Raw genomic sequence first — 24269 nt, forward strand, 5'->3', positions numbered from 1 at the left:
GCTTGGGGACAACTGGGCCAGGTCATGTGAGGGCTGATCGTGCAACTGTGTGGACTTCCACCGCGATGAGCGGAAGTGGGCAGCTCAAGGTCGACTCCATCTTCTGCGGTCGCGACCCCCACAGCGAGCTGCGCCGGCAACTGGGGGGGGGCCGCAGCCGCGGCTGACCGCGGCGCAGGTCCGGGAGGGGACGGCCACGGCTGCGCGAGGCGCTGCACGACGTCCAGTGCTCCGTGGTGGTGCTCGCCTCCCGGGTCCGGGACGTGCATGCCGCCTGGGTCTGGCTCCCGCTCGGTCACGCCAGCTGGGCGTCGCACTGCGAGGTGGAGTTCGGCATCTTCCGTGCGCAGGCGTGCAGGCTCCTGGACGTCGCCCGCGCCCTGGCCGCGATCCACGGCGCCCTCGCCGCCGGCACCGATCTGTCTCGCACGCGAGACACCGGCCCGGCCGCCGCAGCCGCGCTCGACTACGGCCGGTACCAGCGCGCCTTGATCGCCGTCTCCGGCCGTACGGACGACATCGCGCGGCTGATCACAGGCCGCCTCGCCACGCTCGCCGATTGTGGCCCGGATGCCCTCTCCGAGCCGACGGTGCGCGTGGTGGTCCGCCAAGCGGCCCGCGACGTCCGCAGCGCGCCGCCCGCCGATCCGCCGGCGGATCCCACGCTCGCCGCGCTGCGCCGCTTCGTCGACGACCTCGCCGTCAGCACGCACGTGATCGGGGAGCTGATGCTCGGCGTCGCCCCGCGTACCTGTCCGACACCGCTGCGGCCAACGTCCTCGCCCCGCTGTACGAGGAGTTCTCCGATTTGCCTGTGGATTCTGCGAGTTCGGCCAGTAACCTGCGCGGCTTTGCGGGATTCAGGAAGTCGCCGCAGTCTGATGTTGCTCACCGGCCGGTGGCGTCAGACGCGTTCCCGTTCGTTGCTCTCCTCGATGGCTGCGGCCCGGGTGCGACGGCGGCCCAGCAAGGTGCATCCCACAGTCACCAGTCCGATGGCGATGATCTTAGAGGCCCCGTAATAGCCGGACGCCGACACCTCTGGGGTGCCGGGCAGCCGGAAAAAGACCCATGCCGCCGCGAGGCCCCCGAAGACGATCAGTGCGACAGCCCCCCCACGTCCCGAGGTCCGCCCACCAGGGCCCCAGGATGTAACCCCGCTCGTCGGGCTGCTCAACGTCCTTGTCGGCCACGATCTGTTCTCCTGGGCATGTGAGGGCGGTCGTGGGGGAAGACGCGGGCCCGGCGCGGAAGGTTGACCGGGCCAAACGTTCCCTGCTGGAGCCGACATCGCTGGCAGCCAGCGAAATCTCCTCGGCTTTCCCCTCGCGGAGCCACAGCCACCCGCGGGCTCGGCACACACCAGCGTTCAGATTCCGCGAATCCGCTCTCGCCAGCACCCGAGCCCGGGCTGAGGAACCGGCCATGGTCGGGTGAGTGGCACAGCTGCCGATCTTGACGTGGGTGACGAGGGGGTCGAGGGGGAGGGGGGTGAGAAGCATCGGGACGAAAACCGGTGCTGAATAATTGTTGTATGTGGGTTCAGCGAGTGATCGAACTGACCGGGTGGGAGCCGCTCGGGATCTGCGTCGACTGGGCGGCGATCGAGGGAGAGCTGGGGGTTCCGCTGCCGGCGGACTACAAGGAGCTCTATGAGGTGTTCGGCGGCGGCGTCTTCAGTGATTCCGTCTACTTTCTGGGGCGCGACGAGGGCGTCTCGTTCGACTTCCTGACACAGTGGCGGGTCTCCTTGTCGGTCGACCAGGACAGCAAGCTCGGAGGCGTCTCCGCCGTCGATCCGTATGCGGTCTATGCGCCGGGCGGCAAGGGGCTGGTTGAGTGGGGCTCCACCGAATGGGCCGACGAGTACTGCTGGTTGATCGATGCCGAGCGGCCGGGCGAGTGCCCCGTCCTTGCGCGATCCAATGACGTCGGCGGATGGCATCGGTACGACATGTCCACCTCGGAGTTCCTCTACCGCGTCCTTGCCGATGCCGACTTTCAACCTTTCGGCATCGCGCAGTACCACCTCGGCACGACGTTCAAGCCCGGCTCCGGCGAAGATGAGTGACGGTGTACCGCATCTGGAGCCGAGCTGGGAGGCGGCGCCCTGATAGCTACAGCTATCGGGCGCTCAAGCAGGCGACCTGGCGCCGGATGCCGAAGAGGCCCGGCGATGCGCGTTCATGTCACCGACGGCCGGTGCCGGATCGTGCAGGCTTTGCGGGAGCTGATCGACGAGGCCGGCTACCCGCTCCCGATACCGGAGATCGTCGAGGCGGTCGCCCTGTCCGCCTCGACGGTCGCCTACCACCTTCAGGCCCTGGAACGCCGCGGGCTTGTTACCCACGCCCCGCATCGCAGCCAGTCGTACCAGGTGCGGGGCTAGTCGTCCGGGGCCCGCGCGTGCGCTGTGGTCGGCCCGCGTTGTCTTCCTGATGGGTGGGGGACGAGCGAGATCTCCGCAGCCTTCATTGCGCGGGTGCGAATGCGCTCTGGCCGCTTATCGAGGGCAACCGAGGGACGGACGGTGACTCCGTGCGGCGGGTGCGAGCCAACCTCGGTCGCCCGCGCACTAGGTGAACTCGTGCGGCAGCCGTTCCCCGGAAGCCAACCAGTCGCGTACCTGAGTCGTCCGCCTTCTCCATGGGGAATGGCCGCCGCTCCACGGGAGGCGTCGTAGAGGACCTCCTAGAGGACCCCCTACAGGACCTCCTAGAGGACTCATTAATGAACCCGTTAGTGGACCCGTTAGTGGACCCGTTAGTGGACCCGTTACGGAGAGTAAATTGCTGCCGTGACCAGGAATGGTGAGCTCGGGCGGATTGCGACAACCCTCCTTCCCCTGTTCTTGTGAGTGGTTGGTGTTACTGAGTTGGGGGCGGCGTCGGATCCGGGCCGGGCTCGTGGCCGCAGGGCCGAGCGGACGCTGCAGGTCAGCATGCCCGACCAATGAGCAGCCCCATGCGTGCCTCGGGGGCACCGTAGGAGGCGGAGACACAGGGAAATATGCGGTCCGAGGACGGGACCGGCCGAAGACAACAGGTTCGCGACCCTCCTGGCATCCCGCTGCTGCGGCCGTCCACCAAACGGGAAGCTGCCCGGCCCGGCGAGCCGATACTCAAGAAGGATCCGCCAGTTCATCCGCGTCGCCCGGTGCATCCTGGCGCGGTCGATTGATCAACGCTCACGTCACCGTGAATCCGGACCACCAGGCTGTGCACGAGCCGGTCCGCTGGCGGCGGCGGTTCGTGGGGCTGGACGAGACGTCGCCGGGCTGCTCCGGGGACTTGCCTCAGCGCCTCCGCGCAGGCGGGGCAAGGGCGGCGGGAAGCGCCCGGCTTCGCACGCTCCGCAGCCAGCGCAGCCAGTTAGGGGCTTTCGTTTGGATCATCGGGCGGACCAGAGGAAGATGCCTGCCACGTGGAGTCCGGCCAGGTAGATGGTTGCGGTCTTCTCATAGCGGGTGGCGATGCCTCGCCACTGCTTGAGGCGATTGATGGACCTCTCGGCGGTGTTGCGCTGCTTGTAGACCTCGCGGTCGAAGGCGAATGGCCTGCCGCCGCGACTGCCCCGACGCACACGGTGTCCCCACTGATCAGCGGGGACGGGGATGACGGCTCGAATACCGCGCCTGCGTAGGTGCTCGCGGATCGCGCGTGAGGAGTACGCCTTGTCGGCCAGGACGATGTCCGGCCTGGTGCGAGGACGTCCGCGGCGGCGGGGAACGCGCACATGCGCCATCACGTCCGCGAAAGCGGGGGCGTCCCCGGCCTGTCCGGCGGTCAGGACGAAGGCCAGCGGCCGGCAGCCACCGTCGGCTGCGAGATGGATCTTCGTGGTCAGTCCGCCGCGGGACCGGCCGATGGCGTGGTCGTCCGGCTCGCCGACCGGGCCCCCTCTGTGCGCGCCCCGGCGGCGTGCTGGTGAGCTCGCACGATCGTGGAGTCCACCGATACAACCCACTTCAGATCCTCGTCGGCGTCGGCCTGGGCCATCAGCGCGGTGAAAACCCGCTCCCATGTGCCGTCGGCGGCCCACATCCGCAGCCGGTTGTAGACACCCCTCCAGTTGCCATACTCCTCGGGCAAGTGCACCCACTGTGATCCGGTCTGGAACTTCCAGACGATCGCATCGATCACCTCCCGGTGGTCACGCCACCGGCCACCCCGCTTCAGTCTTCGGTCCGGAAGTAACGGCTCGATCCGCGCCCACTGCGCATCAGTCAACGGCACACCCGGCCCAACGACTGGCCGATCGAATCGAATCCGCCCGGCTCATTGCGCCAATAATGAGCGTATGCAAGTATTGTGCACGCTTGCAAAGCGCGTACGCAATCAATTGCTCCCGTCCACGCTCGGCGCCAGGAGCCTGGTGACCGGCCGGTTTGCTCTGCACCCCGGCTGGCCGAGCCTGAATCGCCGACACCTGGGCCTTCAGCGTCTCGACCGCCCGCGACTGAAAGGCGCAACCGCCATGACGTACACGACCGTTCATGTCCCAATCTCCGGTGGCGACAGCGCCGTCAACTGTCTGGTCACCGGCTCGGGCCCGGCCCTTGTGCTGGTGCACGGGACCGGCGCCACACCCGAGGGCAACTGGGGCCCGGTGATCGACGCTCTCAAGAACCGCTACACCATCGTTGCCCCGACCCTGTCCGGCTCGGGCGCCACCACCGACACCGGCTCACCGCTGACCGTCGACGATCTGGTCGCCCAAGTGCTGGGCACCGTGGATGCGGCGGGCCTGGACACCTTCCACCTGGCCGGGCACTCCCTGGGGGCGACGGTCGCAGCCGCTGTCGCCGGAGAACGCCCCCAGCGGGTGCGTTCCCTCTTCCTACATGCGGGCTGGGCAGTGACCGACCCGTGGCAGCAGTTCCAGTTCGACCTGTGGCAGCGGCTGCTACGCGCGGACAAGGACCTGCTCTCGCGGGTGCTGCAGGTCACCGCGATCGGCGCCGGGACGCTCACCATGCGCCGGATCGAGGACTTCGAGCAGGGCGTAGCCGGCTTCAACGAACTGTTCGACGCAGAAGGCATGGCCCGCCAATCCGAGCTGAACACACGGGTGGACATCACCGCGGCACTGGCCCGGATCACCGCGCCCACCCTGGTCGTGTCCGGGTCCCAGGACCTGATCGTCCCACCGCACCACCAAAAGGAGTTGGCTAGCTCCATCGCCGGTGCCCGCTACCTGGCGCTGGACAGCGGGCATGCGCTGCCTTTCGAACTGCCCGAAGTGTTCACCCGTACTCTGACCGAGTTCGTGGACCGGCAGCAGGCGGACACCGCTGGTGCTCGGGCCGCCTGGGACTCAGCCCTCCCGCCCGCGTGACGCATCATCGCGCCGAGGCACCAGCAACGAGCGTGACCGCAAGCACCCTCCTGTGGTTTGCCCAGTGATCCAAACGAAGCGTCCTAGTTCTGTCTGTATGAGGACATTGACTGGATCGGGGGCTCGGGCCGCACCGTCGGTGAGTGGAGCGCGATTCCGAACGGCCGCTTCCGCAAGACGGGAAACGGCAATTGCGCGAGCCGGTATCAACAGGTCGAGCCGAAGTGTGCATCGCAGTCAGCTTCCCTTTCCCCGGCCGTGGTCCGCGGTCATCGCCCCGCGTCGGGCCGCCTTCGCCTGCGGAGCCTTGTCGCCCGGCGGCCATCGCCGCCCACCCTGATCCGGGGCCTCACCGGTCCTGGGTGCCGGGGAAGAGCTCGACGCGCAGATCGCCGCCGTCCTGGATGACGTACGTGGGGCCGGTCGCGTGGGTCCAGCCGAGGGGGAGGAGGTAGTAGCGGCCGTTGCGTTCGATGAGGCGGCGGAGGCCGGTGTAGCGGTACCGGTAGTGGGTCTTGGCGCCCAGGTCCGTCACCTTCAGGCCGGGCCCGGCCAGGCTGAGACGGTCCGTGCTCAGGAGGACGACGGAGGGACGGCGGACGATGCTGGCGGCGGCCTCCCGGGCCTCCTCCTCCCCGAGTGAGCCGGTGGCCAGGCTGAGTCCCCAGGTCACCAGCAGGCCGGCCGTGAAGACCGGCACTGCCCGGCTCCACGTGGGGGAGGGCGCTGTCTCTGGTGCGGCGTGCGGGGTGGGGGAGTCGCCGTCAGTGCCCCGCCCGTCCGTGGTCCGGCGTGTGGCCCATGGGCTCTGGCCGAGGAGTATGCCAACTCCCAGCAGAATCGGGGCCGACCATCTGAACACGTCGAGCCAGGGCCACAGGAGCAGCAGGGTGAAACCGGCTCCGATGACATAGAGATGTGCGCGGGCGAGGGCTCGCAGTGCTCGTTCCGCTGTGCGTATGAGGCGTTCCCGGGCTGTTTCCCCGTCGATGTCCGAGGACGTGGTGGGGGTGGGCGCGGAGGCAAGGTGGCGGGCCGTCAGCACAGCGAGGACGCAGACGATCGCCATCGGGGCGCTGACGATGTTCAGGCTCTGGATCGCCGTCTCCGCGAAGCCGAAGCCCAGGCTGAAGGAGTCCAGGCGGAAGTAGCTGTAGTAGGCCCTCAGGTAGACCGCGCCGAGGAAGTACATGATGGCCACGAGGAAGGAGGCCTGGGCGATGACGAGGCCGAGGAGGCCCGCTGCCGTACGTTGCCCAGGGCCGGACGCGCCCTCCACCGGTGGCGTGGAGGGCGCGGGCGGGGGCGCCGGGGTGGCGCTCATGTGCCGGTCGGGGAGGGGCAGGTACCGGTCGGCGACGGGGCGGCATCCGGGGAGGCCGAAGGCGTGTCGTCGGGGGACTCGGACGGGGACGGCGAGCCTTCAGAGGGCGGGCAGGTCTCACTGCCCGGCGCGCCGTCGGTGTCACCGTTGCCGCCCCCCACGTCTCCGCCGCCGCCATCGCCGCCACCGGTCGGATCCACGCCGCCGCCCGCCGGCGGTCGACCGTGATCCTTGGGTGGCGGCTCGACCGGCGGCACCGGATCCCCGCCGTAACTGGGACCGCCGTCACCGACGCTGCCGCCGCCCGTGCCGCCGTTGGCGGAGCCGCCCCCGTGCGCGCTGCCCCCGGAGGGATCTTCGCCCGAGGTACCTCCCAGAGCCCCGCCGGACCCCGCGCCACTCTCTGCCCCACCCGCTGTCGAGGAGGAACTGGACGTCGGTGACGGCCGCACCGATCCGGCTTCGCCGGGACTTCCGTGCGCGCAGCCTGCGGCGACGACGAGCACTCCGGCGACGGCGACGATGCGTAGGGGACATCTCTTCACGTCTGTCTCTCGGCGCCCCATGCCCTATCAGCCCCCGCTCTTCTCATAGGGTGCATAGATAACGACGCCCGGCGCCCGGTCTTAGTTCCGTTGGCACCGGATGGGACCTTGCGCCACTTGGCCAACACCCTCGTATTTCAACGGTAGTTGGTGGGACTGACAGGCCCCGGTCGCACGACGGTCGAATCCGGCTTGATGCCGGTCGATCAAGATGTGGGATGGAGATGTGGGCCGCTCCTCTTGTGCCCTCCGTCCGGTGCTGCCCGCGTGCGCTCACCCGCACTGCTGTACTCGCCCCCTGAAGCCGCCCGGCGGATGCGTGGACACGGGGGATGCAGGCGTTTGCCGCGTCCGGAAGCGAGCCCGAGGTGCGTAAGAGCCGGTGTCAGTGGAGTGCCGTGACCGGAGCGCCAAAGTGCTGGTACAGGACTTGCCCCTGCGACTGATCCGGCCACGGCCTTGACCTCGAGTTCACTTGAGGTATCAGGATGAGCCGCATGAATACCGAAACCGCAGATATCAAGGCCATTGAACAGGTCGTTACCACGGTCGAGCGCACCCAGCGTGCCAAGGATGTGGAGGGATTCCTCGCGCTGTTCCATCCCGATGCCCTGTGGACGACTGGGCACGGCAAGGTGCTCATCGGCTTCGACGCGATCGCCGAGTTCACCCGCACCGTGCTGCCCACCGCGAGCTGGGACGGCGAAGTCACCTACGAGGCGGTGTACACGCAGTTCCTGCGGCCCGATGTGGCGGTGGTCAAGGTCCGCCAGATCTACCACTCGGCGGAGGGTGACACGGAGGGCGCTCCGCTCTACGTCATGACCAGGCAGGCCGACGGGAGATGGCTGCTGCAGGCGTGCCAGAACACTGAAGTGCGGGTCGGTTAGGGCTTACGTGAGGGGTCATGTGGCTGGTCCCGTCTCGGCCTCCGGTCGTATGGCTCCTCACGTGATCCACGGGAGGTCAGAGACAGGCAGGTGCCGGGACGGCGGTCGGAAGCGAGCGCCCACGGGGCGGAGGACGCGTACGAGGCCTCTCTGGCGACCGCGCGACGGGCCCGGCTCCGCCCGGGCCGCCGCCTGCGTCATCGCTATTTCATCGGGATTTCAGTGCCTCCCACGACAGTGGACCGGACAGCGTCGGAACCGACGCGCGATCCGCTGAGCAGCAGTCCCGCGAGGAAGCATGGGAAACAGCGGGAACGTCCCGATGGGGAGGCCACGTTGAGCGAGCACCGTGCCACCGGCAGGGGTGTCCTGAAGGCCGTCGGCGGAATCTCCACGGCGATGGCCTTCGGCGGTGCCGGTGTCCTCGCGGCGGCGTCGACGGCGAGCGCCGCCGGCGACAATCCTCCGCGACCTGGACGGCACCATCGGCCGGCTCCGTAAGGCGTAGCTGGGGCCGACGGCGGGCCCGGTACGGAGTCGGGGGCGGTGTTCGCCCCTGGCCGTGCGTTCCGCCGGATCCGCGTGGAGTGTGTGGGGTTCCGATGAGTGATGGCCAATCAGGGGGAGCGTGCGAAATGGGTATGGCGGACACGTCCGGCGCGTCACCGCCGGAGTCGGCGGTGAGCGACACCGAAGGCGGGGAGGGGGGCCCCGGCCGGGCACCGGTCCGGCTGGTCCTGGCGGGCGGGCTGGTCGGTGCGGCGCTGCTGACGGCGTCCCTGGTCGTCGGCCTCACGAGTTCTCCGACCATGAGCGTCCCACGGCTGCCGAAGATGCCGTCGTTGCCGACGGATCCCGGCTCCATGCCGACGGGATTTCCCACGGACCTGCCCACCGACCTGCCCACGGGCCTGCCGAGCCTGCCCCCGATGCCGACGTCCCTACCGGCGGGTCCCGGCTCGATGCCCACGGACCTGCCCACGGACTTTCCCACGGGCCTGCCCACCGATCTGCCCACGAACCTGCCGAGCCTGCCTCCCCTGCCGACCGATCTGACGGGAGGTGGCTCGTGAAGAGCCTCGCTTCCTTGCCGCTGCGGGACGACCGACTGGCGCACACCAGGGCGCTGATGATCGCTCGGCTCGCGATCGTCCTGTACCTGGTCGAGTTGCTGTTGAACATGACCCGCCCGCGGGTGCTGCCCGACGAACCGGCCTTGTCGATCTTCTACGAACTGCCCGCGGGCCTCGGCAAGATGCCCGGCTTCGCGGGCTCGCTCGACCGGCTGCTGTCCATGCCGCGCGCCGTCTTCTGGTGCACGCTGGCGGGCATCGTGGCGGGGGTGGTCATCCAGATCGCGGCGGCCGTCCTGCGCCGATCCGACCGGGGCTCGGTGGCGCTGACCTGGCTGACGCTGGGGTGCCTGCTGTTGCCGTTCGGTCTGCTGTCGCTGGTGGTCGTCGTCGAGTACTTCCCGCTGGTGCTCGCCTGTGTGCCCAGTACGGCCCTCGTCCTGCTCCTGCTGCGCGGCGGGGTGCGGTTCGCCCGGGTCCCGCTGGCCGCACTGCTGGCCGCGTTCGCCTGGGGCGCGTTGATCGTGTTCGGACTGGGCCGTGCCTATAGCGGGCTCGCGTTCGGCACCCTCTTCGGCTACCTGGGAAAGTCCTCCCTCACCGACATCAGCCGACTCGCGGAGAACCAGTTCCGCACCATCGACCTGCTGATCGTGCACCTCAGCGTCGTTGACGCGCTGGCCGTCGCGGGCGGCGTCGCGTTGCTCTTCCTGTTGTTCCGCCACCGCGTCACCGATGCCGTGAGCGGCCTGGTCCTCGGCGCCGCCGTGGGGCTCGGCTTCAACTTCGTGGAGAGCGCCATGTACATGCAGATCTACGGCTCGCTCGGCGGCATGCTCGGGTCGACCGGCGGCTTCGAGTACTGGATCCGGCAGTCGATCGGCCTGCTCGGCGGGCAGGTGGCCTACGGCGCGCTGCTGGGAGCCGGGCTCGGCGTCGCGGCCCGGGCACGGCGGCGCGGGCTCATCGCGACGGCAGCCGTGGTGGGGGCGATCGGCGGGGCCACGGCCTCCGAGCTCGTGTCGGGGTGGCTGTCCGGGCTCGTCCGGGGCCACGTCGAGGTCGGCAGTGCGCTCGACGTCCTGGTGGTCTCCCCGTTCCTGTGGCTGCTTCCCCAACTGCCCCTGATCGCTCTGGCCGTCGCGCTGCTGGTCCGTGGTCTACGGGCGCGCGCACCCGCGCTGAGGGCGGCCGTGGCGGAGGAGGTCGCAGCGGGCCCGGCCATCACCCAGGCGGAGGTGCCGGTCCTGACCTCGCCCGCGCTGCGGCTGTGGGCGGTGGTGGGCGCCTGGCGCTGGCGTGGCTGGCGTGCGGCCCGTGAGCTGCACCGCCTGCACTCCGTCCAGTTGGACCTGGCCGGCCACCACGTGCAGAACGATCCCACAAACACAGCTCACGCCGACGAGTTGCGCGCACGGATCGCGCGGCTCAAGGGCGTGCCCCCGGAGGTAACCCCATGAACGGTCTCAGAACTGCCTGGCGGACGGCCGTCAGCGCCACCGCCCTCGCCGGCACAATGCTGCTCCTGACCCCGCAGCAGGCCTCGGCCTGCTCGGTCGGGATCGGCTACAAGCCGTCGTTCGACATCCGCGATCTGAGCCACCCGAAGACGTGCTCGACGGTCGCCTCGCTCGGCGGCGCCGGCGCGGTCGCCGTTCTGATTCCCGGCGCCCTCATCGCGGCGAGCTGGTGCGCCCATCGGAAGGCCGAGAAGGGCTTCGGCGCGCCCGCGGAGAGCGGCAGCACCGGCCCGAGCCGGGCCCTGATCGGCTACCTGGACGCCGCGGGCGTCGCGGTGGGCCGCCGGCAGGACGGCGCGACGGAGCCGGTCGCCGGATCCCCGCGCCGTACCGAACAGGAAACGGGTGGGTACGGTGCGGACCGATCGCTCTAGCCGCGCCGTGCGAGGGGGCCGGTGGGGCGCCGCCCTCCTGGCCGTCAGCATCCTGCTCGCGGGCCAGCCGGCCTCTTCGGCGGTGGCGTCCGACACCCCCGGGACCAGCCAGTCCGCGGCGCCCGACGCGGGAGGCGAGTTCGCGGACATCGTTCGCGAACTCCTGGCCGACCCGATCGGCCGGGCCGGATACGAAGCGCACCGCACACTCAATATGCATGACGGCAACCGCAATCTGGCCGTCATCTGGTTCGACGTGAGCAATTTTCAGGCCACACATCTGGAATCGATCACACGGCAATTCGACGAAAACCCCTCTCGCTCGGACTATTACATCGGGTACGGCAAGCTGCTGAAGCGCGAGGGGAACGAGGCGCTCTTCGACCGGATAGGCATTCAGGGAGACGGCCCACTCCTGGAGTTCGCCGCAGTCAACGACCCGCGCAAGGATCATTCCGAAGCCATCATCTACGACAAATTTCTGTACCCCGTCCTCCGAAGCCTCGGCCTGGGCCATAAGGCGACCGAAAGGCTGATGAAGCGGGCGAAGGCCGGCTTCTCGGACCGCGGCCGGTGTGCGGAATGCCTCAAACTCACCAGCGCCATCGAAGAGAACAACAAGGGCAATGACAAGAGTAACTTCGTTTCCGGAACGGACTACGCGACCAAGCAGGAGAAGGCGGAGTCCGCGAACCGGGTGAACGCCCTCAACAGCCAGGCCAATTCCATACTCAACCGGGAGCAAGAACAGGCGGGGCAGCAGGCCGAGACAGCCCTACCGGTATCGGGCGACGCGCAAACCCCCTGCGTCTCGATGGGAAACGGCAACAAACGTCCCGTCATGGCGATGATCGCACCTCTTGCCGCCGGCCCATGTGGCGACGACGACGAGAGCGCGCAGTCGGGCGCTCTCGGCCAAGCGCTGTCTGCCGACTCGGGTGCCGACGCATACGGGGGCGTGGACTTCTCGACGCTGGAGATGCGTTATCTCTCCGACGGTTCAGACGGGGTGCAGTACGCATATTCTTCGCAGCCCCTACCCAAGGGCTACCAGCAGGACACCGCACTCGGAATGCGGATGGTGAAAAACCTGGGATCCGACCTGCGTACCTGGCTGGTGCTCGATCCGCAGAAGTTCTGGGTCAATCTCAATCCCACCGAACCGGACCGCATCGTCGATTCCGCGATGGGACAGACCAACGCCGGACGCGCCATGCTGGAGGCCGACCTCCAGATGAAGCGCACATCGGCGAAGATCCTGCACCCCGACTCGGCGACGGGAAAACAGTACTGGCGGCAACTCAAAAGCTCCGCGGACGGCTCCCTCTGTTTCTCCTCCCGGATGTGGATCGTGCCCGGAAAGGTCGAGGTGCGCCAGGACGGTGATGCGCTCTACATCCTCAAAGCACAGCTCGACGTGAAGACGCAGTCGGACCATATCGACGACCCCTATGCGAAGCCGTGCAATGCCGATCCGTCCACCAACGCCCACAACGAGAACCTGGAACGCACCCTCGTGCTGCCCAAGGTCGTGAAGGCGGTCAACACCGACCCGGAGTACGCGCCGCTGCGCCGCGCGTTCATGGCGCGGATCATCGCGCAGTGGGTGCGCGAGCGGCACCAACAGGGGCACCGGACCTCGTTCGACTCGCTGATCGGCTCCAAGGATCTGGGTCCGGCCAGGATGACCGGCGATTGGCGTCCCAGAAAGGTCTTCGACGACTACGTCCGCTCGTACCGCAACAAGGAGTTCGACATCAAGCGGGAGACCAACGACGGGCGGTACAAGCGCATCACCCGCTACGTGTACGGCGGCGCGGACCTCACGAACGTCCGGCTGACCGGCGTCTCCCCGGCGGACATGCGCAAGCGGTACCCACAACTCGCCCAGTCCGCACGGTCCTCCACCGACCACCAGGTGACCTCGGCCGACGGCTCGATCTGGCTGGGCGGTTCCGTCCAGGCGCCGGAACGGGGCTTCTGGGACGACCTCAAGGACCAAGCCACCCGCCTAACCAGCGGAAACGGCCCCCTCCTCGTGGTGATCCTGCTCGCCCTCGCAGCCATCCTCTTCGGCTTCCGCAACCGCCCCCACCGCGGCAACCGCCCCACCGCGTAAGCCCGACCGGATCCCACGGCGTGGCTGACCACTGCTCGCGCAGCACCTCGCGCGGGGCGGCACTGCGGTCGGCAGCAGCCGGGCTTCTTGAGCCAGCTGTACTGCGTCGCGCCATCCGCGTTCCCTCCTCCAACAGCCGCAGCAGCCCGACCCGCTGAACGGTCCTCATACGATCGTGGATGCCCTCGCAGATCGCGGCGTTCACCTCGCCGGGCAGGGACGACAGCCGCCAGGCCCGCGCGGCGGAGGGATGTGATGCGGATCAGGCGCCCGCGAATTCTGAGATGAGCTCGGTGCTCAGGTGGCTCTGCGCCGGCAGCTCTGTCTGTCCGTGTCCTTACCGCCTGGGCCGTCCCGGATGGACAACTCCGGTGCTCGGCTTTGCCGGGCGCGCCACACGCTTTGTTGGTGCGGTCAGGCCCTGACCGAGTGCCGGTCCTCGACCGGCTGGCCGCAAGCACAGCGGCCTCGCAGCTGGAGCGGACGGCACAGGTCGACGCCGTACCGTGCATGGAACCTCGTCTCCCATCGGGGCCAACCAGCGCGCCCCCGGACGTTCGACTGCCGCACCCAGGAGCTGATCCAGCGGCTCGTACTGCTCCACCGGGCGTGACCGCGGGCATGATGGAGGCCATGACTCACACCGCCCGCCGCATGTTCGAGCTCCTGGAGCCGATCTGCCTGGTCACTTACTTCGCCGACGAGTGCAACGAGGAGCTGGCCGCGCTCGGCCACCGCACCTACTGGGACGGCTACTTCGCGAGCCGCGCCGCGCCGCTCGGGCGGGTGCCGGCGCAGGTCGTGCACGCGGCGTTCTACAGCTTCGCCGACGGGGAGGCCGCGCGGCACATCCCGAGCGCGTGGGAGACGATCCCGCCCGCGGCGTCCGTCGCCGCGCGGGAGCGGGGCAGCGCGGCCTCCGTACGGCGGATCCTCGGCGACGAGCTGGCCGGCTCCCCGGGCCTGGTGCGCGCCGCCGACCTGACCACCAAAGCCGCAACGAGCGCGCCCACAGAAGGCCGGGTGATGTACGCCGGGATGCGCGCGCTTCCGGTGCCGAGCGACCCGGTCGCCCGGCTGTGGCATTCCGCGACCATGCTGCGCGAGCACCGCTGTGACGGGCACGTCGCCGCTCTCGTCGGCGCGCGCATCGGCGGCACGGAGGCCCACGTGCTCGACGCGCTGGCGCGCGGCATCCACCCGCCGGAGTCGTTCGGGCGCATCCATCACCTGCCGAAGGAGCGGCTGGCCGCGGTCATGGACGGCTTGCGCGAGCGCGGGCTCGTCGACACCGACGGCCGGTTCACCGACGCCGGCCGCGAGACCAAGCAACGCATCGAAGCCCTTACCGACGAGCTCGCCGCCCCGCCGTACGACGTCCTGTCTCCCGCCGAACTCGACGAGCTGGTCGCCGAGCTCGAACCCATCACCGCGACGCTGGTGGCCGCGGGATCGCAGTGACGAGAGGCGACTAACGGGACGAGGAGCCCGCCGTCCGGTAGGGCGAGTTCTCGGCCCGGTCTTCGCGCCCGAGGTGTTCGACCCGACGGTCGGCTTCCTGACCGCATCCCGATGCCGACGAGTCGGTCGGCGTGGGCACCGCCGGGCCCGCCCGCCTGCATCTGCGTGCCGCCGCACGGAGCGGACCCGAGCGCTCGTAGAGCCAGGTCCCGGCACCGCGGTTGTGGTACCCCGGGAGTGTCGGCGCCGCCTCGTCGTCTACGAGCCGTGCGATCTCGTCGCGGTCATGGTCCGGCCGGCACCCGCCACGAGCCGGCCACCGACGCCGACCCGCCAGGACCTGTCCGGTCGATCAGGCCGGGCTCAGTCTTCGGGAATCCGTACCACCCACCGAGAGCCTACGGAGCACCTCTGTCGGATCAGACGGCGATCGGCTTGCGGTAGCGGACGTACTCGTTCTGGCGTTGGAACCCTACGCTCTCGTAGAGGTCGTAGGACCGGTGCGGATTCGCCGACCCGGTGTACAACCGGGCGGTCTGCGCACCGTGCTTGCGAAGACACTGCAAGCCGTCCAGCAGCAGGGCCCGCCCAAGTCCCAGACGCCTTGACTCTGCCCGGACGCTCAGTTCTTCGACTTCGCCCACAGTGGCGTCGTGTCGGCGGATGGAGCACAGGGCGACCGCTGCCATGTGTTCTCCGTCCCAGGCAGCCCGCCAGCAGGTCGGGTCGGCCGTGGCAAGGAAACTCTCGAACGGCCACCTTTCTGTGAAGGCGGCATCCGCATACGAATCGACGACGGTCTTCCAGGCCGCGCGGTAGCTGCTCGGATCGACGGCACCGACTCGGATGCCGGCCGGCAACGGCTTGCCGTCGGGGAGTCGTCGGAGATCGACCAGCTCCAGCTCCACCAGGCTGAAGACACGCCGGTATCCCGTTTCGAGCAGCAGTGTCGTTGCCTCCTGTTCACAGGCCGTGGCGTTCGCACCGAAGACCGCCGTCTGTGTGGTTCCGTGCTGCTGCACGAGCCGGCGGATGCGGCATTCTGCCCAGTTGAGCATGGCTGAGCCGACGCCCTGGCCGCGGTGCTCGGGCAGCAGGTAGCCGCGGTGCAGGTACAAGCAGGTCCCGTCCCGCTCCTGCCACCACCTGATCGTCGAGTAGCCGACGACGCCACCGTCGTGCTCCACCAAGACCTGGTTCTCGGATGGGTCGTCCAACTTGGCGCAGGATTCGGCGATCTCGGCTGCCGTGGGGAGCCCCTCCACCACCGAGCGGGCGTCGATCCGATCCCGCTGTGCACAGCCCAGCCGCACAGCGGCCATCCCGTCATGGTCGCGGTGGCCGCGATACGGCCGGAAGACGTAGCCAGGCAACCGTTCCCACGATGCGGGGCCGCTGCCGCAGTTCACGCCCACACCAAGACCCCCGTTACGTTGGATATGCGCTGTCGTCGATCGCGGAAGCGTAGGCCGTGCCGATCAGACGGCAGAACTCGTTTTTTGCAGCGTGACCGTTCGCGGGACTCGACGGACGAGGCGTGGGACCGGGCTGCAGCCGGTCCTGCCGCCCGCTGTCCCTGGTCGTCACGCCGGGTCGTAGAAGCGGACCTTCGGCTGGCTCATGCACCGCAGCCGCCTCGTCCGTGACTGCGAGACCCACCCACGCCGATCCGAAGCCGTGATCGACCTCATAGCCCGATGCCTCACCCGCGAATCAACCCCGAACCGGCGCGACACCTGAACCTCGAACCAAAACACCATCACCGGAATGAAACGCTCTTCAATGCCGCAACGGTGTTTCCTGTGAGTAGGTGGTGTGGGCCGATAATGGGACCGCCGCGGCCGCACGGGTCGCGCAGGGCAACGAGCCGAGGGACCGAGGACCGATGGGTTTGACGCAGGGCCAGCGTGTGCGGCTGACGCAGGACATCGGGCTGGCCGACGCCGTCGCGGGCGCCTCGGGTGCCGTCGTCGGGTTCCTGTCCTTGGCGGCCGGCACCGCGGGCACCGTGGAGCGGATCGACGACCGGCTGCCCGAGAGCCACGAGGTCCGCGAGTACGAGCGGCTGACGTCGCTCCTCGAGGACTACGGCCACACCATGCCCGAGGCCAGCAGGAGGCGGCTCGAGGAGGAGATCGGAGTCCTGGAGCCGGAGTGGACCGCCTTCCGGGAGCGCGGCAGCCGCGCAACGGTCCGCGTCAGATTCGACAACGGCTTCGTCCTCGACGGCGCTGACGAGGCCTGCCTCACCCCGCTCTGACCTTCCGCGCCCCACCCGACGAAGAGGGGCCTCGCGGCGATCCGGCCGGCAGGGCGCGAGGCTCGCGCTCGTACTTGAACCAGAGTCTGATGTCGGCCACTGGCACCGGGGGTTTCTGGAGTTCAGCGATGCCGGAACCACCGCCACGACGTGTTCATGACGTGCTTGTCCATTGCTTGCGCGTGATCGTCATGGAACGGTCGCGGGGATCAGAAGGACCCGCACCCTGAGCTTGGTAATCCATCGGGACCGGTGCACTGAAATGGCGCTTGACGTGCGAGAACGCCATGAAGCTCGGTTCTCTGACAGTGCGCGGGGCCACCGCACGTCCGGTCAGGAGTCCGCTGAGCCGACGACGGGCTCCTCCTCACGAGGGGGCAGAGAGGCGCGAGGTGCGCAGGCAGGCAGGGTGAGGGTGAATGTGCTGCCCTCGCCCGGCGCGGTGCGTACGGACACCGTGCCGCCGTGCGCTTCGGCGATCGACTTGACGATGCTCAGGCCGAGTCCCGTGCCGCCGCGGCCGGGGGTGCGGGAGGCGTCGCCGCGGTAGAAGCGCTCGAAGATCCGGTCGGCGGTGTCGGGGGCCATGCCGGGCCCCTGGTCGGTGACGTTCAGCTCGACGTTGTCGGCGTCCGGCGCACACACCGTTACGGATATCGGGGTGCCGGGTGGGGTGTAGCGCAGTGCGTTGTCCAGCAGGTTCCGCAGCACTTGGAGCAGCCGGTCCTCGTCGCCGTGCGCGAACGCCTCGCGCCGTTCCTCGACAGTGACCGGCCTGCCGGGGTCGAGTGCGCGGGCATCGGCGACGGCGTCCTGGGCGAGCCTGCCGAGGTCGACGGGTGCGGCGGCGAGCGGGCGGCCCTGGTCGAGCCGGGCGAGCAGCAGCAGTTCCTCGACCATGCTGTGCATGCGGGCCGCCTCGTCCTCGATGCGCAGCATCGCCCGCTCGACCAGTTCGGGGTCCCGGGCCAGGCCGTGCAGGTGCAGTTGGGCCCAGCCTCTGATCGTGGTCAGCGGCGTGCGCAGTTCGTGCGAGGCGTCCGCCACGAACTGGCGCAGCCTCTCCTCGGAGTGCTGCCGCTCGTCGAACGCGCGGTTGAGGGCGGTGGCGACCTCGCCGATCTCGGAGGGGCGGTCGGCGACTTCGATGCGCTGGTCCACATGGCCCTCGGCGATCGCGGTCGCGGTCGTGGCCATGTCGCGCAACGGCCGCAGGCCCACGCGCAGCACGCCGCGGCCGAGGAGCGCGATGCCGCCGAGCGCGGCCAGGGTGGCCACGGCGTCGGCGCCGATCAGCCAGTACACCACGTCATCCGTGGGCCCGAGGCTCTCGGTGATCACCACGGTGCTGAACGGCTTCGGGACGACGCCGGGCCGTGGCTGGACCGTGGCGTGCCGGCCTACGGGGAAGGCAAGCGCGCGGTACCGGGGGAGGGGCGTGTCCTGGGCCGGCAGGGTGAGGGGGTGCTCGGCGAATCCGTCCGGGACCGGTGCCGGGAGGTTGGGCCGGGGTGCGGGCTTGCCGTTGAGGTTCCTCGTCCGTGTCTGTGCGACCACTCGGCCGTGCTCGTCGAGCAGCGCGACGTAGACCCCTCCGGGAGCCCGGGAAAGGAGGTCGGCATCGATCGTACGGTCGGGCGGGTTCAGGATGCGGTGCTGGATGGTGTCGCGGGCGTTGGTGAGCTTGGCGTCGGCGGAAGCGACGAGGTAGAGGCGCAGGGCGACCAGTGAAGTGGCGTTGACCGCCACCATGCCCAGGGCGGCCAGCAGGAGGACTCCTGCCATGAGGCGGGCCCGCAGGGAGCCTCGGCGTGCGCGGGCCATGTCACCCGTCTCCGGGGAGCCGCAGGCTGTAGCCGAATCCGCGTACGGTCTGGATCAACGGCGGCGCCTGGGCGTCGATTTTCGCCCGGACGCGGGAGACCAGCTTCTCGACGACGCCGTGACTGAAGTGGTGCTGCCATACGTGGTCCATGATCTGTTCCTTCGAGACCACGTACTCGGCGTTGACCAGCAGATACCGCAGGAGCTTGTACTCGGTCGGCGACAGGGCGATCAGGTGGCCCCGGCGGCGGACCCGTCGGCTGCGTTCGTCCACGGTCAGGTCCGCGAAGCCGAGTACCGGGCTGGGGTCTGCGGTCGTGCCGGCTCTGCGCAGCAAGGCGTGCACCCTGGCCAGCAGTTCGGGGACGCTGAACGGCTTGGTGAGGTAGTCGTCGGCGCCCATGGCGAATCCGGCCACCCGGTCCTCCACCGCGTCCCGCGCGGTCAGGAACAACACCGGCAGCCGCGCCCCGTTCCTGATGAGGCTCCGGCACACCGCGAAACCGTCCATGTCGGGCAGCATCACGTCCAGTACCAACAGGTCGGGGGAGACGGCGTCGTAGGCGCTCAGGGCAACGGCGCCGCGGTCCGCAGTCGTCACCTCGTACCCCGCCAGGCCCAGGGTCGTCTCCAGCAGCTCCGCCATCCTCGGGTCGTCGTCCACGACCAGCACTCGCTGCCCGGTCCCTCGGGGCAACGACAGGCCATCGGCAGGTGAAGCGGCGCGCATGACAGGTACCAATCGGGAGGGGCCACGTCGGCGACGACCGCTCGGGGCTGCCGCGTCTGCGTCGACAACGCACCGTCGCGCCCACGGGTTCCCTGCGCCTGCGGACCGGCTGCCACCCCGGCTCCACGTGTCCACAACACCGTGGCCGCGCAGGGATCGCCGACTGTCAGGCAATGGTCAGGTTGGCGACCGGGGCAGGTCAGCCGGGGTGGGTTCTCTTGAGCCATGACACCCCGACGACCACGTCGCCGAGACGCCAGGAGCAGCCGTGGAACGTGCAGCACACCCCGAAACCGACAGTGACGACGCTGCCGGAGCCGCGATCCGCGGTCGGCTGCGCAGCGGGGCGCTCGATGTTGCGCCGGTCCTCGGATTCACCCTGAGCCTGTCGCTCACCCATCGGATCGCCGTCGCGTTGACGGTCGCTCTGACGGTCGGGGCCGGCGGCTGCGTCGTGCGACTGGTACGCGGAGAACCCGTGCGGCGCACGCTCGGCGTCATCGGCATCGTCGGCGTCGGCGGTGCGCTGGCCGCACTCACCGGACAGGCCACCTCGTTCTTCATCCCCAGTCTGGTGATCCACTGCGTGATGGCCGTGGCGACTCCGGTGATGTTGCTCCTCGGATGGCCGCCGATGGGCCTGGCGGTGGGCCTGCTCACCGGTGAGCGGACCAGCTGGCGCCGCTGCCCGGCACGTCGGCGGGGGTTCATCAGGGGCAACTTGGTCATCTTGGCCGGAAGTTACGTGCTGCTTGCCATCCAACTCCCGCTGTTCCTCTCCGGCCAGGCCGTCGCCCTCGGCGCGGTCGAAACCTTCGGCCCCGTCGTTCTCGCGCTCAGCACCCTGCTGGGCTGGCGCGTCTGCCGACGCGTCGTCGGTACGCACCGCTGCCTCGACAGCCACCCGAGCGCCGAGACATCCCACCCCTTGGAAAGGACACCTTCATGACCGCAGCACAGCCCACCATCAAGCCCCAGCCCACGGTGCGGACCTGTCCCTTCGACCCGCCGGAGGAGTACCGCACGCTGCGCGAGCAGGAGCCGGTCACCCAGATGACCCTCCTCGACGGCCAGTCGGGCTGGCTCGTCAGCCGCTACGAGGACGTCCGGGCGGTACTCACCGACCCGCGGTTCAGCGCCGGAGGCCCCAGGCTGGGGGACAGCACCCCGGCCGGCGCCCCCCATACACCGCCCCCGGGAATGTTCATCTTCATGGACCCGCCGGAGCACACCCGGTTCCGGCGGCTGCTCACCGGGAAGTTCACCGTGCGCCGGATGCGGCAACTGACCTCGCTGGTCGAGCAGTTCGTCGCCGAGCGGCTGGACGCGATGGCCCGAGCCGAGTCCCCCGTCGACCTCGTGCAGGAATTCGCCCTGCCGGTGCCCTCGCTGGTGATCTGCGAGCTGCTCGGCGTGCCCTACGCCGACCGCGAGGAGTTCCAGCGGAACTCGGCCAGGATGATCAGCCTCACCGCGGGCCCGGAAGCGAACCAGGAGGCCCGGGAGGCGATGCGGTCGCACATCCACCGGCTGGTGCGCGCCAAGCGCGCCGAGCCCACCGACGACATCCTCGGCGAGCTGGTGCAGTCCGGCGAGCTCACCGACGAGGAACTGGCCGGCGTGGGATCGCTGCTGCTGATCGCCGGCCATGAAACGACCGCGAACATGATCGCGCTGGGCACCATGTGCCTGCTGGACAACCCCGAGCAGCTGGCGGCGCTCCGCGCCGACCCCACGCTGATGGACGGCGCTGTCGAGGAGCTGCTGCGCCATCTCACCATCGTTCAGTACGGCGCGCGCCGCATCGCCCTTGAGGACGTGGAACTCCACGGACACGTGATCAAGGCCGGCAGCCCGGTGGTCGCCTCGCTGACATCGGGGAACCGGGACGCGGCGCAGTTCCCCGACGACCCCGACCGGCTGGACCTGATGAGGAAGTACAGCCCGCACCTCGCCTTCGGTCACGGCATCCACCAGTGCCTCGGGCAGCAGCTGGCCCGGGTGGAGATGAAGGCGGCTCTGGGCGCGCTGTTCGACCGGTTCCCCACGCTGCGGCTCGCGGTGCCGCCGGAGGACGTACCGATGCGCCACGACATGATCGTTTACGGCGTCCATGAACTTCCCGTGACCTGGTAGCCGGCAGCAGCCACGAAATGGTCAGCGGCAGCCATGGCCTGACCGCAGGTCACGGCTGCCGCCGGCAGATCGCAGTCCCACTGACACGGAACGGAACGTCCCGATGAAGGTCATCATTGACGAGAACAAGTGCGTTGGCGCAGGGCAGTGCGTACTGGCCGCCGCCGAGGTCTTCGACCAGCGCGACGAGGACGGCATCGTCGTCCTGCTCAACCCCCTGCCGTCGGACGACCTGAGCGTCCAGGTCGAGGACGCCGCCCTCCGCTGCCCCGCACTGGCCATCGAGGTGGTGAAGTAGTGCCTGCCATGGACCACATCGTCCTGGTGGGCGCGTCGGCCGCGGGCCTCACCGCGGCCGACGTCCTGCGGCTCGAAGGCTTCACCGGCACCCTGACCATGGTCGGCGAGGAGCTGCGCCCACCGTACGACCGCCCACCGCTGTCGAAGCAGCTCCTGACCGGCAAACTGGAACCGCACAAGACCATCCTGCGGCAGGACATCGACCTCCAACGGCTGCGGATGCACCTGAAACTGGGCTGTCGCGCAACCCACCTGGACCCGGCGGCGCGCACCGTCACACTGGACGACGGGGACCGGCTGGACTACGACGGCCTGATCATCGCCACCGGACTGCGCCCGCGGCACCTGCCCTTCGGTCACGACCTGGCCGGTGTGCACGTGCTGCGCACCCTCGACGAAGCGCTGTCGCTGCGCGCACAGTTGCTGTCCGGGCCGCGCGTCGTCGTGATCGGCGCCGGATTCCTCGGCACCGAAATCGCCGCCACCACCTGCGGCCTCGGCCTTGACGTCACTCTCGTCGGCGTCGAACCCACCCCGCTGGCCAGGCAACTCGGCACCCAGGTAGGCGGGCTGGTGGCCGAGATGCACCAGGAGCACGGAGTCCGCCTGCGCATGGGCCGCGGCGTCACCGGCCTGCTCGGCACGGCGGGCCGGGTCTGCGCGGTGGTACTCGACGACGGCACCTCGCTCCCCGCCGATCTGGTCGTGGTCGCCATCGGCTCGGTTCCGGCCGTCGACTGGCTGGCCGATTCCGGGCTCCCCCTGGGCGACGGGGTGCTCTGCGACAGCACCTGCCAGGTCGCACCCGGGATCTACGCGGCAGGCGACGTCGCCAACTGGCCGCACCCCCTCACCGGCGCGCGGACCCGGCTGGAGCAGCGCACCAACGCCACCCAGCAAGCCATCACCGCCGCCAGAAACCTCCTTGCCGGGCCCACGGGAGCCACCCCGTACGCACCGGTCCCGTTCGGGTGGACCGACCAGTTCACCGCCAAGATCCAGTTCCACGGCTGGTGCCCCGCGGAGGCGCGCATCGAATACGTCGACGGTGATCCACAGGCACGCAAGTTCGTCGCGCTCTACCACGCAGCCGGCCGTGTCGTAGGCGCTCTCGGCTGGAACAGCGCACGCACCCTGCGCGCCTACCACGACCGCATCGCCGCGCCCATCGCCGCCTGACCCGGCTCGCCGGCCGAGCCCACCACGCGGGTATCGGCAGCTCACGCCCGCTCGCGCATCCGGGCGACGGATCCCCGTCGCCCGGATCGGTGCCGTCTGCCCGCCTTCCTCTTCGACGACGGGAACTCCCGGCCGTGTGCAACGATCGTTGCGTCACGCAGTGCGGAGAAGGGACGCCAATGGCTGGCCGGGCCGGAGATCACAGCGACCGGGCGAAGAGTGACCCGGACCCGGAGCAGACGGGCCGGGAGCCCGGGTTGGGGACCACCGTGGCCGAGCGGGTGCGGCGCGTCGAGGGAGGCCTGTCTCCTGCCGAGCGGAAGATCGCTCGGGCACTGACGGCCAATTACCCTGCGGCCGGGCTGGACTCCGCTTCGGGGCTCGCTTCCCAGGCCGGGGTCAGTGCGCCCACCGTGGTGCGTTTCGTCGCCCGGCTCGGGTTCGACGGCTACCGGCACTTCCAGCAGTCACTGCGCGAGGAGGTGCAGGCGCGTCATGCCTCGCCGCTGACCTTGGCTCCGGTGATCGGCAAGGATTCACCCACCTCCGAACTGGTCGAGGCGGCACAGCACGTGAGCAGTGCCACGCTGGACCAGACGTTCGCCGCGCTCCCGGAGCAGGAGTTCGATCAGGCGGTCGGACTGATCTGTGATCCGGCCAAACGGATCGCATGCTTCGGCGGCCGGTACTCCCAGCTGCTGGCCGAGTACCTCGACCTGCACCTCCGGCTGCTGCGGCCGGGGACCTTCGTGCACACCGCGGCCCCGGGGCGCGATGCGGGATTCCGCGTCGACCTGAGCCGACGGGACGTGTGTGTGGTCTTCGACTTCCGCCGCTACCAGAACGACACCGTGCAGCTCGCCCGGTATGCGCACGAACGCGGGGCCAAGGTCGTGCTCTTCACCGACCCGTGGCTCTCGCCCGTGGCCGAGTTCGCCGACGTGGTGCTCCCCGCGCGGGTGGAGGCACCCAGCCCGTTCGACAGCATCGTCGCGCCCGTGGCGCTCGTGGAGACCCTGGTCGCCGCCGTGCATGCCCGCCTGGGCCCGGCGGCCGACGAGCGGATGCGAGCCGCGGAGGAGGCGTGGCGAGGGGAGGCCGACCCGGTCTGAAAAATTCATTTCAACTCACCTGTTGACGCGTCTCTTGCAACGAATGTTTCATGAGGGTGTCTCGGGCCACGACCGTGCGGCCCCC

The 24269-nt window shown here is 69.4% G+C and carries 21 protein-coding genes; 16 read left to right on the forward strand and 5 right to left on the reverse strand.

Going from position 1 to position 24269, the window contains the following annotated elements:
• The first annotated feature begins 236 nt into the window (after positions 1-236).
• The 3 genes from ACIRPT_RS26770 (at position 237) to ACIRPT_RS26780 (ending at position 2389) form a co-directional block, all read left to right on the forward strand.
• Positions 237-1022: a hypothetical protein gene (locus ACIRPT_RS26770; RefSeq protein WP_403831391.1), complete on the forward strand. Its 786-nt coding sequence runs from the start codon at positions 237-239 to the stop codon at positions 1020-1022.
• 527 nt (positions 1023-1549) lie between these two features.
• The gene (locus ACIRPT_RS26775) at positions 1550-2071 is read left to right on the forward strand and encodes an SMI1/KNR4 family protein (protein ID WP_403831394.1); all 522 of its coding nucleotides are present in this window, start codon (positions 1550-1552) and stop codon (positions 2069-2071) included.
• Between the two features lie 105 nt (positions 2072-2176).
• The gene (locus ACIRPT_RS26780) at positions 2177-2389 is read left to right on the forward strand and encodes a LexA family protein (RefSeq protein ID WP_403831396.1); all 213 of its coding nucleotides are present in this window, start codon (positions 2177-2179) and stop codon (positions 2387-2389) included.
• Between the two features lie 1001 nt (positions 2390-3390).
• Here ACIRPT_RS26780 and ACIRPT_RS26785 read toward each other — a convergent pair.
• Positions 3391-4235 (reverse strand): IS5 family transposase gene (locus ACIRPT_RS26785; protein WP_403831398.1). Its coding sequence is split into 2 segments (ribosomal slippage): positions 3391-3893 and positions 3893-4235, totalling 846 coding nucleotides; the frame shifts between segments, so codons are not numbered across the junction.
• Between the two features lie 241 nt (positions 4236-4476).
• Between ACIRPT_RS26785 and ACIRPT_RS26790 the strand changes: the two genes are divergently transcribed.
• On the forward strand, positions 4477-5337 hold the full coding sequence (locus ACIRPT_RS26790) for an alpha/beta fold hydrolase (RefSeq protein ID WP_403831400.1): 861 nt from the start codon (positions 4477-4479) through the stop codon (positions 5335-5337).
• Between the two features lie 349 nt (positions 5338-5686).
• On the opposite strand, the gene ACIRPT_RS26795 is transcribed toward ACIRPT_RS26790, so the two are convergent.
• Positions 5687-6661 (reverse strand): hypothetical protein, encoded by a 975-nt coding sequence (locus ACIRPT_RS26795; protein ID WP_403831402.1) that lies wholly within the window; start codon positions 6659-6661, stop codon positions 5687-5689.
• A gap of 1033 nt (positions 6662-7694) precedes the next feature.
• Here ACIRPT_RS26795 and ACIRPT_RS26800 point away from each other — a divergent pair.
• The 6 genes from ACIRPT_RS26800 (at position 7695) to ACIRPT_RS26825 (ending at position 14643) form a co-directional block, all read left to right on the forward strand.
• Positions 7695-8096, forward strand: a complete 402-nt coding sequence (locus tag ACIRPT_RS26800) for an SgcJ/EcaC family oxidoreductase (RefSeq protein WP_403831404.1) — start codon at positions 7695-7697, stop codon at positions 8094-8096.
• A gap of 680 nt (positions 8097-8776) precedes the next feature.
• The gene (locus tag ACIRPT_RS26805) at positions 8777-9169 is read left to right on the forward strand and encodes a hypothetical protein (protein WP_403831406.1); all 393 of its coding nucleotides are present in this window, start codon (positions 8777-8779) and stop codon (positions 9167-9169) included.
• Positions 9166-10629, forward strand: coding sequence for a PrsW family glutamic-type intramembrane protease (locus ACIRPT_RS26810; RefSeq protein ID WP_403831408.1), 1464 nt, complete (start codon positions 9166-9168; stop codon positions 10627-10629). Before ACIRPT_RS26805 ends, ACIRPT_RS26810 begins: the two co-directional genes overlap by 4 nt.
• Entirely contained in the window at positions 10626-11063 is a 438-nt protein-coding gene (locus ACIRPT_RS26815) for a hypothetical protein (protein WP_403831410.1), read from the forward strand. The genes ACIRPT_RS26810 and ACIRPT_RS26815 overlap by 4 nt, the downstream gene beginning before the upstream one ends.
• On the forward strand, positions 11044-13182 hold the full coding sequence (locus tag ACIRPT_RS26820) for a hypothetical protein (RefSeq protein ID WP_403831412.1): 2139 nt from the start codon (positions 11044-11046) through the stop codon (positions 13180-13182). Before ACIRPT_RS26815 ends, ACIRPT_RS26820 begins: the two co-directional genes overlap by 20 nt.
• Positions 13183-13815: 633 nt before the next feature.
• The gene (locus ACIRPT_RS26825) at positions 13816-14643 is read left to right on the forward strand and encodes a MarR family transcriptional regulator (protein WP_403831414.1); all 828 of its coding nucleotides are present in this window, start codon (positions 13816-13818) and stop codon (positions 14641-14643) included.
• Between the two features lie 419 nt (positions 14644-15062).
• Here the strand turns inward: ACIRPT_RS26825 and ACIRPT_RS26830 are convergent, their stop codons facing one another.
• The gene (locus ACIRPT_RS26830; RefSeq protein ID WP_403831415.1) at positions 15063-16058 is read right to left on the reverse strand and encodes a GNAT family N-acetyltransferase; all 996 of its coding nucleotides are present in this window, start codon (positions 16056-16058) and stop codon (positions 15063-15065) included.
• Positions 16059-16528: 470 nt separating this feature from the next.
• Here ACIRPT_RS26830 and ACIRPT_RS26835 point away from each other — a divergent pair, with 470 nt between their 5' ends.
• On the forward strand, positions 16529-16903 hold the full coding sequence (locus ACIRPT_RS26835) for a hypothetical protein (protein ID WP_403831416.1): 375 nt from the start codon (positions 16529-16531) through the stop codon (positions 16901-16903).
• Between the two features lie 333 nt (positions 16904-17236).
• Here ACIRPT_RS26835 and ACIRPT_RS26840 read toward each other — a convergent pair whose 3' ends face one another.
• Both ACIRPT_RS26840 and ACIRPT_RS26845 read right to left on the reverse strand, forming a co-directional pair.
• Positions 17237-18727 carry a sensor histidine kinase gene (locus tag ACIRPT_RS26840; protein ID WP_403831419.1) on the reverse strand — a complete coding sequence of 497 codons (1491 nt, stop codon included), beginning with the start codon at positions 18725-18727 and terminating at the stop codon, positions 17237-17239.
• 1 nt (position 18728) lies between these two features.
• Positions 18729-19391 (reverse strand): response regulator transcription factor, encoded by a 663-nt coding sequence (locus tag ACIRPT_RS26845; RefSeq protein WP_403831672.1) that lies wholly within the window; start codon positions 19389-19391, stop codon positions 18729-18731.
• A 334-nt stretch (positions 19392-19725) separates the two neighbouring features.
• Here ACIRPT_RS26845 and ACIRPT_RS26850 point away from each other — a divergent pair, with 334 nt between their 5' ends.
• From ACIRPT_RS26850 to ACIRPT_RS26870, 5 genes are all read left to right on the forward strand, one after another.
• Positions 19726-20406: a DUF3159 domain-containing protein gene (locus tag ACIRPT_RS26850; protein WP_403831421.1), complete on the forward strand. Its 681-nt coding sequence runs from the start codon at positions 19726-19728 to the stop codon at positions 20404-20406.
• Entirely contained in the window at positions 20403-21593 is a 1191-nt protein-coding gene (locus ACIRPT_RS26855) for a cytochrome P450 (protein ID WP_403831423.1), read from the forward strand. Before ACIRPT_RS26850 ends, ACIRPT_RS26855 begins: the two co-directional genes overlap by 4 nt.
• A gap of 103 nt (positions 21594-21696) precedes the next feature.
• Positions 21697-21891 (forward strand): ferredoxin, encoded by a 195-nt coding sequence (locus tag ACIRPT_RS26860; RefSeq protein ID WP_403831425.1) that lies wholly within the window; start codon positions 21697-21699, stop codon positions 21889-21891.
• An 8-nt stretch (positions 21892-21899) separates the two neighbouring features.
• A complete protein-coding gene (locus tag ACIRPT_RS26865) occupies positions 21900-23072 on the forward strand; it encodes an NAD(P)/FAD-dependent oxidoreductase (RefSeq protein WP_403831673.1) in 1173 nt (390 codons plus the stop codon).
• 257 nt (positions 23073-23329) lie between these two features.
• On the forward strand, positions 23330-24184 hold the full coding sequence (locus ACIRPT_RS26870) for a MurR/RpiR family transcriptional regulator (RefSeq protein ID WP_403831428.1): 855 nt from the start codon (positions 23330-23332) through the stop codon (positions 24182-24184).
• Positions 24185-24269 lie beyond the last annotated feature (85 nt).

Source organism: Streptomyces sp. NPDC101227 (genome assembly GCF_044767545.1).
Classification (GTDB): Bacteria; Actinomycetota; Actinomycetes; order Streptomycetales; family Streptomycetaceae; genus Streptomyces.

What these genes read in the sequence shown, in the direction of transcription:
- ACIRPT_RS26780 (WP_403831396.1), top strand. Translation starts at nt 2,177, where the DNA reads ATGCGCGTTCATGTCACCGACGGCCGGTGCCGGATCGTGCAGGCTTTG.
- ACIRPT_RS26790 (WP_403831400.1), top strand. Translation starts at nt 4,477, where the DNA reads ATGACGTACACGACCGTTCATGTCCCAATCTCCGGTGGCGACAGCGCC.
- ACIRPT_RS26795 (WP_403831402.1), bottom strand. Translation starts at nt 6,661, where the DNA reads ATGAGCGCCACCCCGGCGCCCCCGCCCGCGCCCTCCACGCCACCGGTG.
- ACIRPT_RS26800 (WP_403831404.1), top strand. Translation starts at nt 7,695, where the DNA reads ATGAGCCGCATGAATACCGAAACCGCAGATATCAAGGCCATTGAACAG.
- ACIRPT_RS26815 (WP_403831410.1), top strand. Translation starts at nt 10,626, where the DNA reads ATGAACGGTCTCAGAACTGCCTGGCGGACGGCCGTCAGCGCCACCGCC.
- ACIRPT_RS26825 (WP_403831414.1), top strand. Translation starts at nt 13,816, where the DNA reads ATGACTCACACCGCCCGCCGCATGTTCGAGCTCCTGGAGCCGATCTGC.
- ACIRPT_RS26835 (WP_403831416.1), top strand. Translation starts at nt 16,529, where the DNA reads ATGGGTTTGACGCAGGGCCAGCGTGTGCGGCTGACGCAGGACATCGGG.
- ACIRPT_RS26840 (WP_403831419.1), bottom strand. Translation starts at nt 18,727, where the DNA reads ATGGCCCGCGCACGCCGAGGCTCCCTGCGGGCCCGCCTCATGGCAGGA.
- ACIRPT_RS26855 (WP_403831423.1), top strand. Translation starts at nt 20,403, where the DNA reads ATGACCGCAGCACAGCCCACCATCAAGCCCCAGCCCACGGTGCGGACC.
- ACIRPT_RS26860 (WP_403831425.1), top strand. Translation starts at nt 21,697, where the DNA reads ATGAAGGTCATCATTGACGAGAACAAGTGCGTTGGCGCAGGGCAGTGC.
- ACIRPT_RS26865 (WP_403831673.1), top strand. Translation starts at nt 21,900, where the DNA reads ATGGACCACATCGTCCTGGTGGGCGCGTCGGCCGCGGGCCTCACCGCG.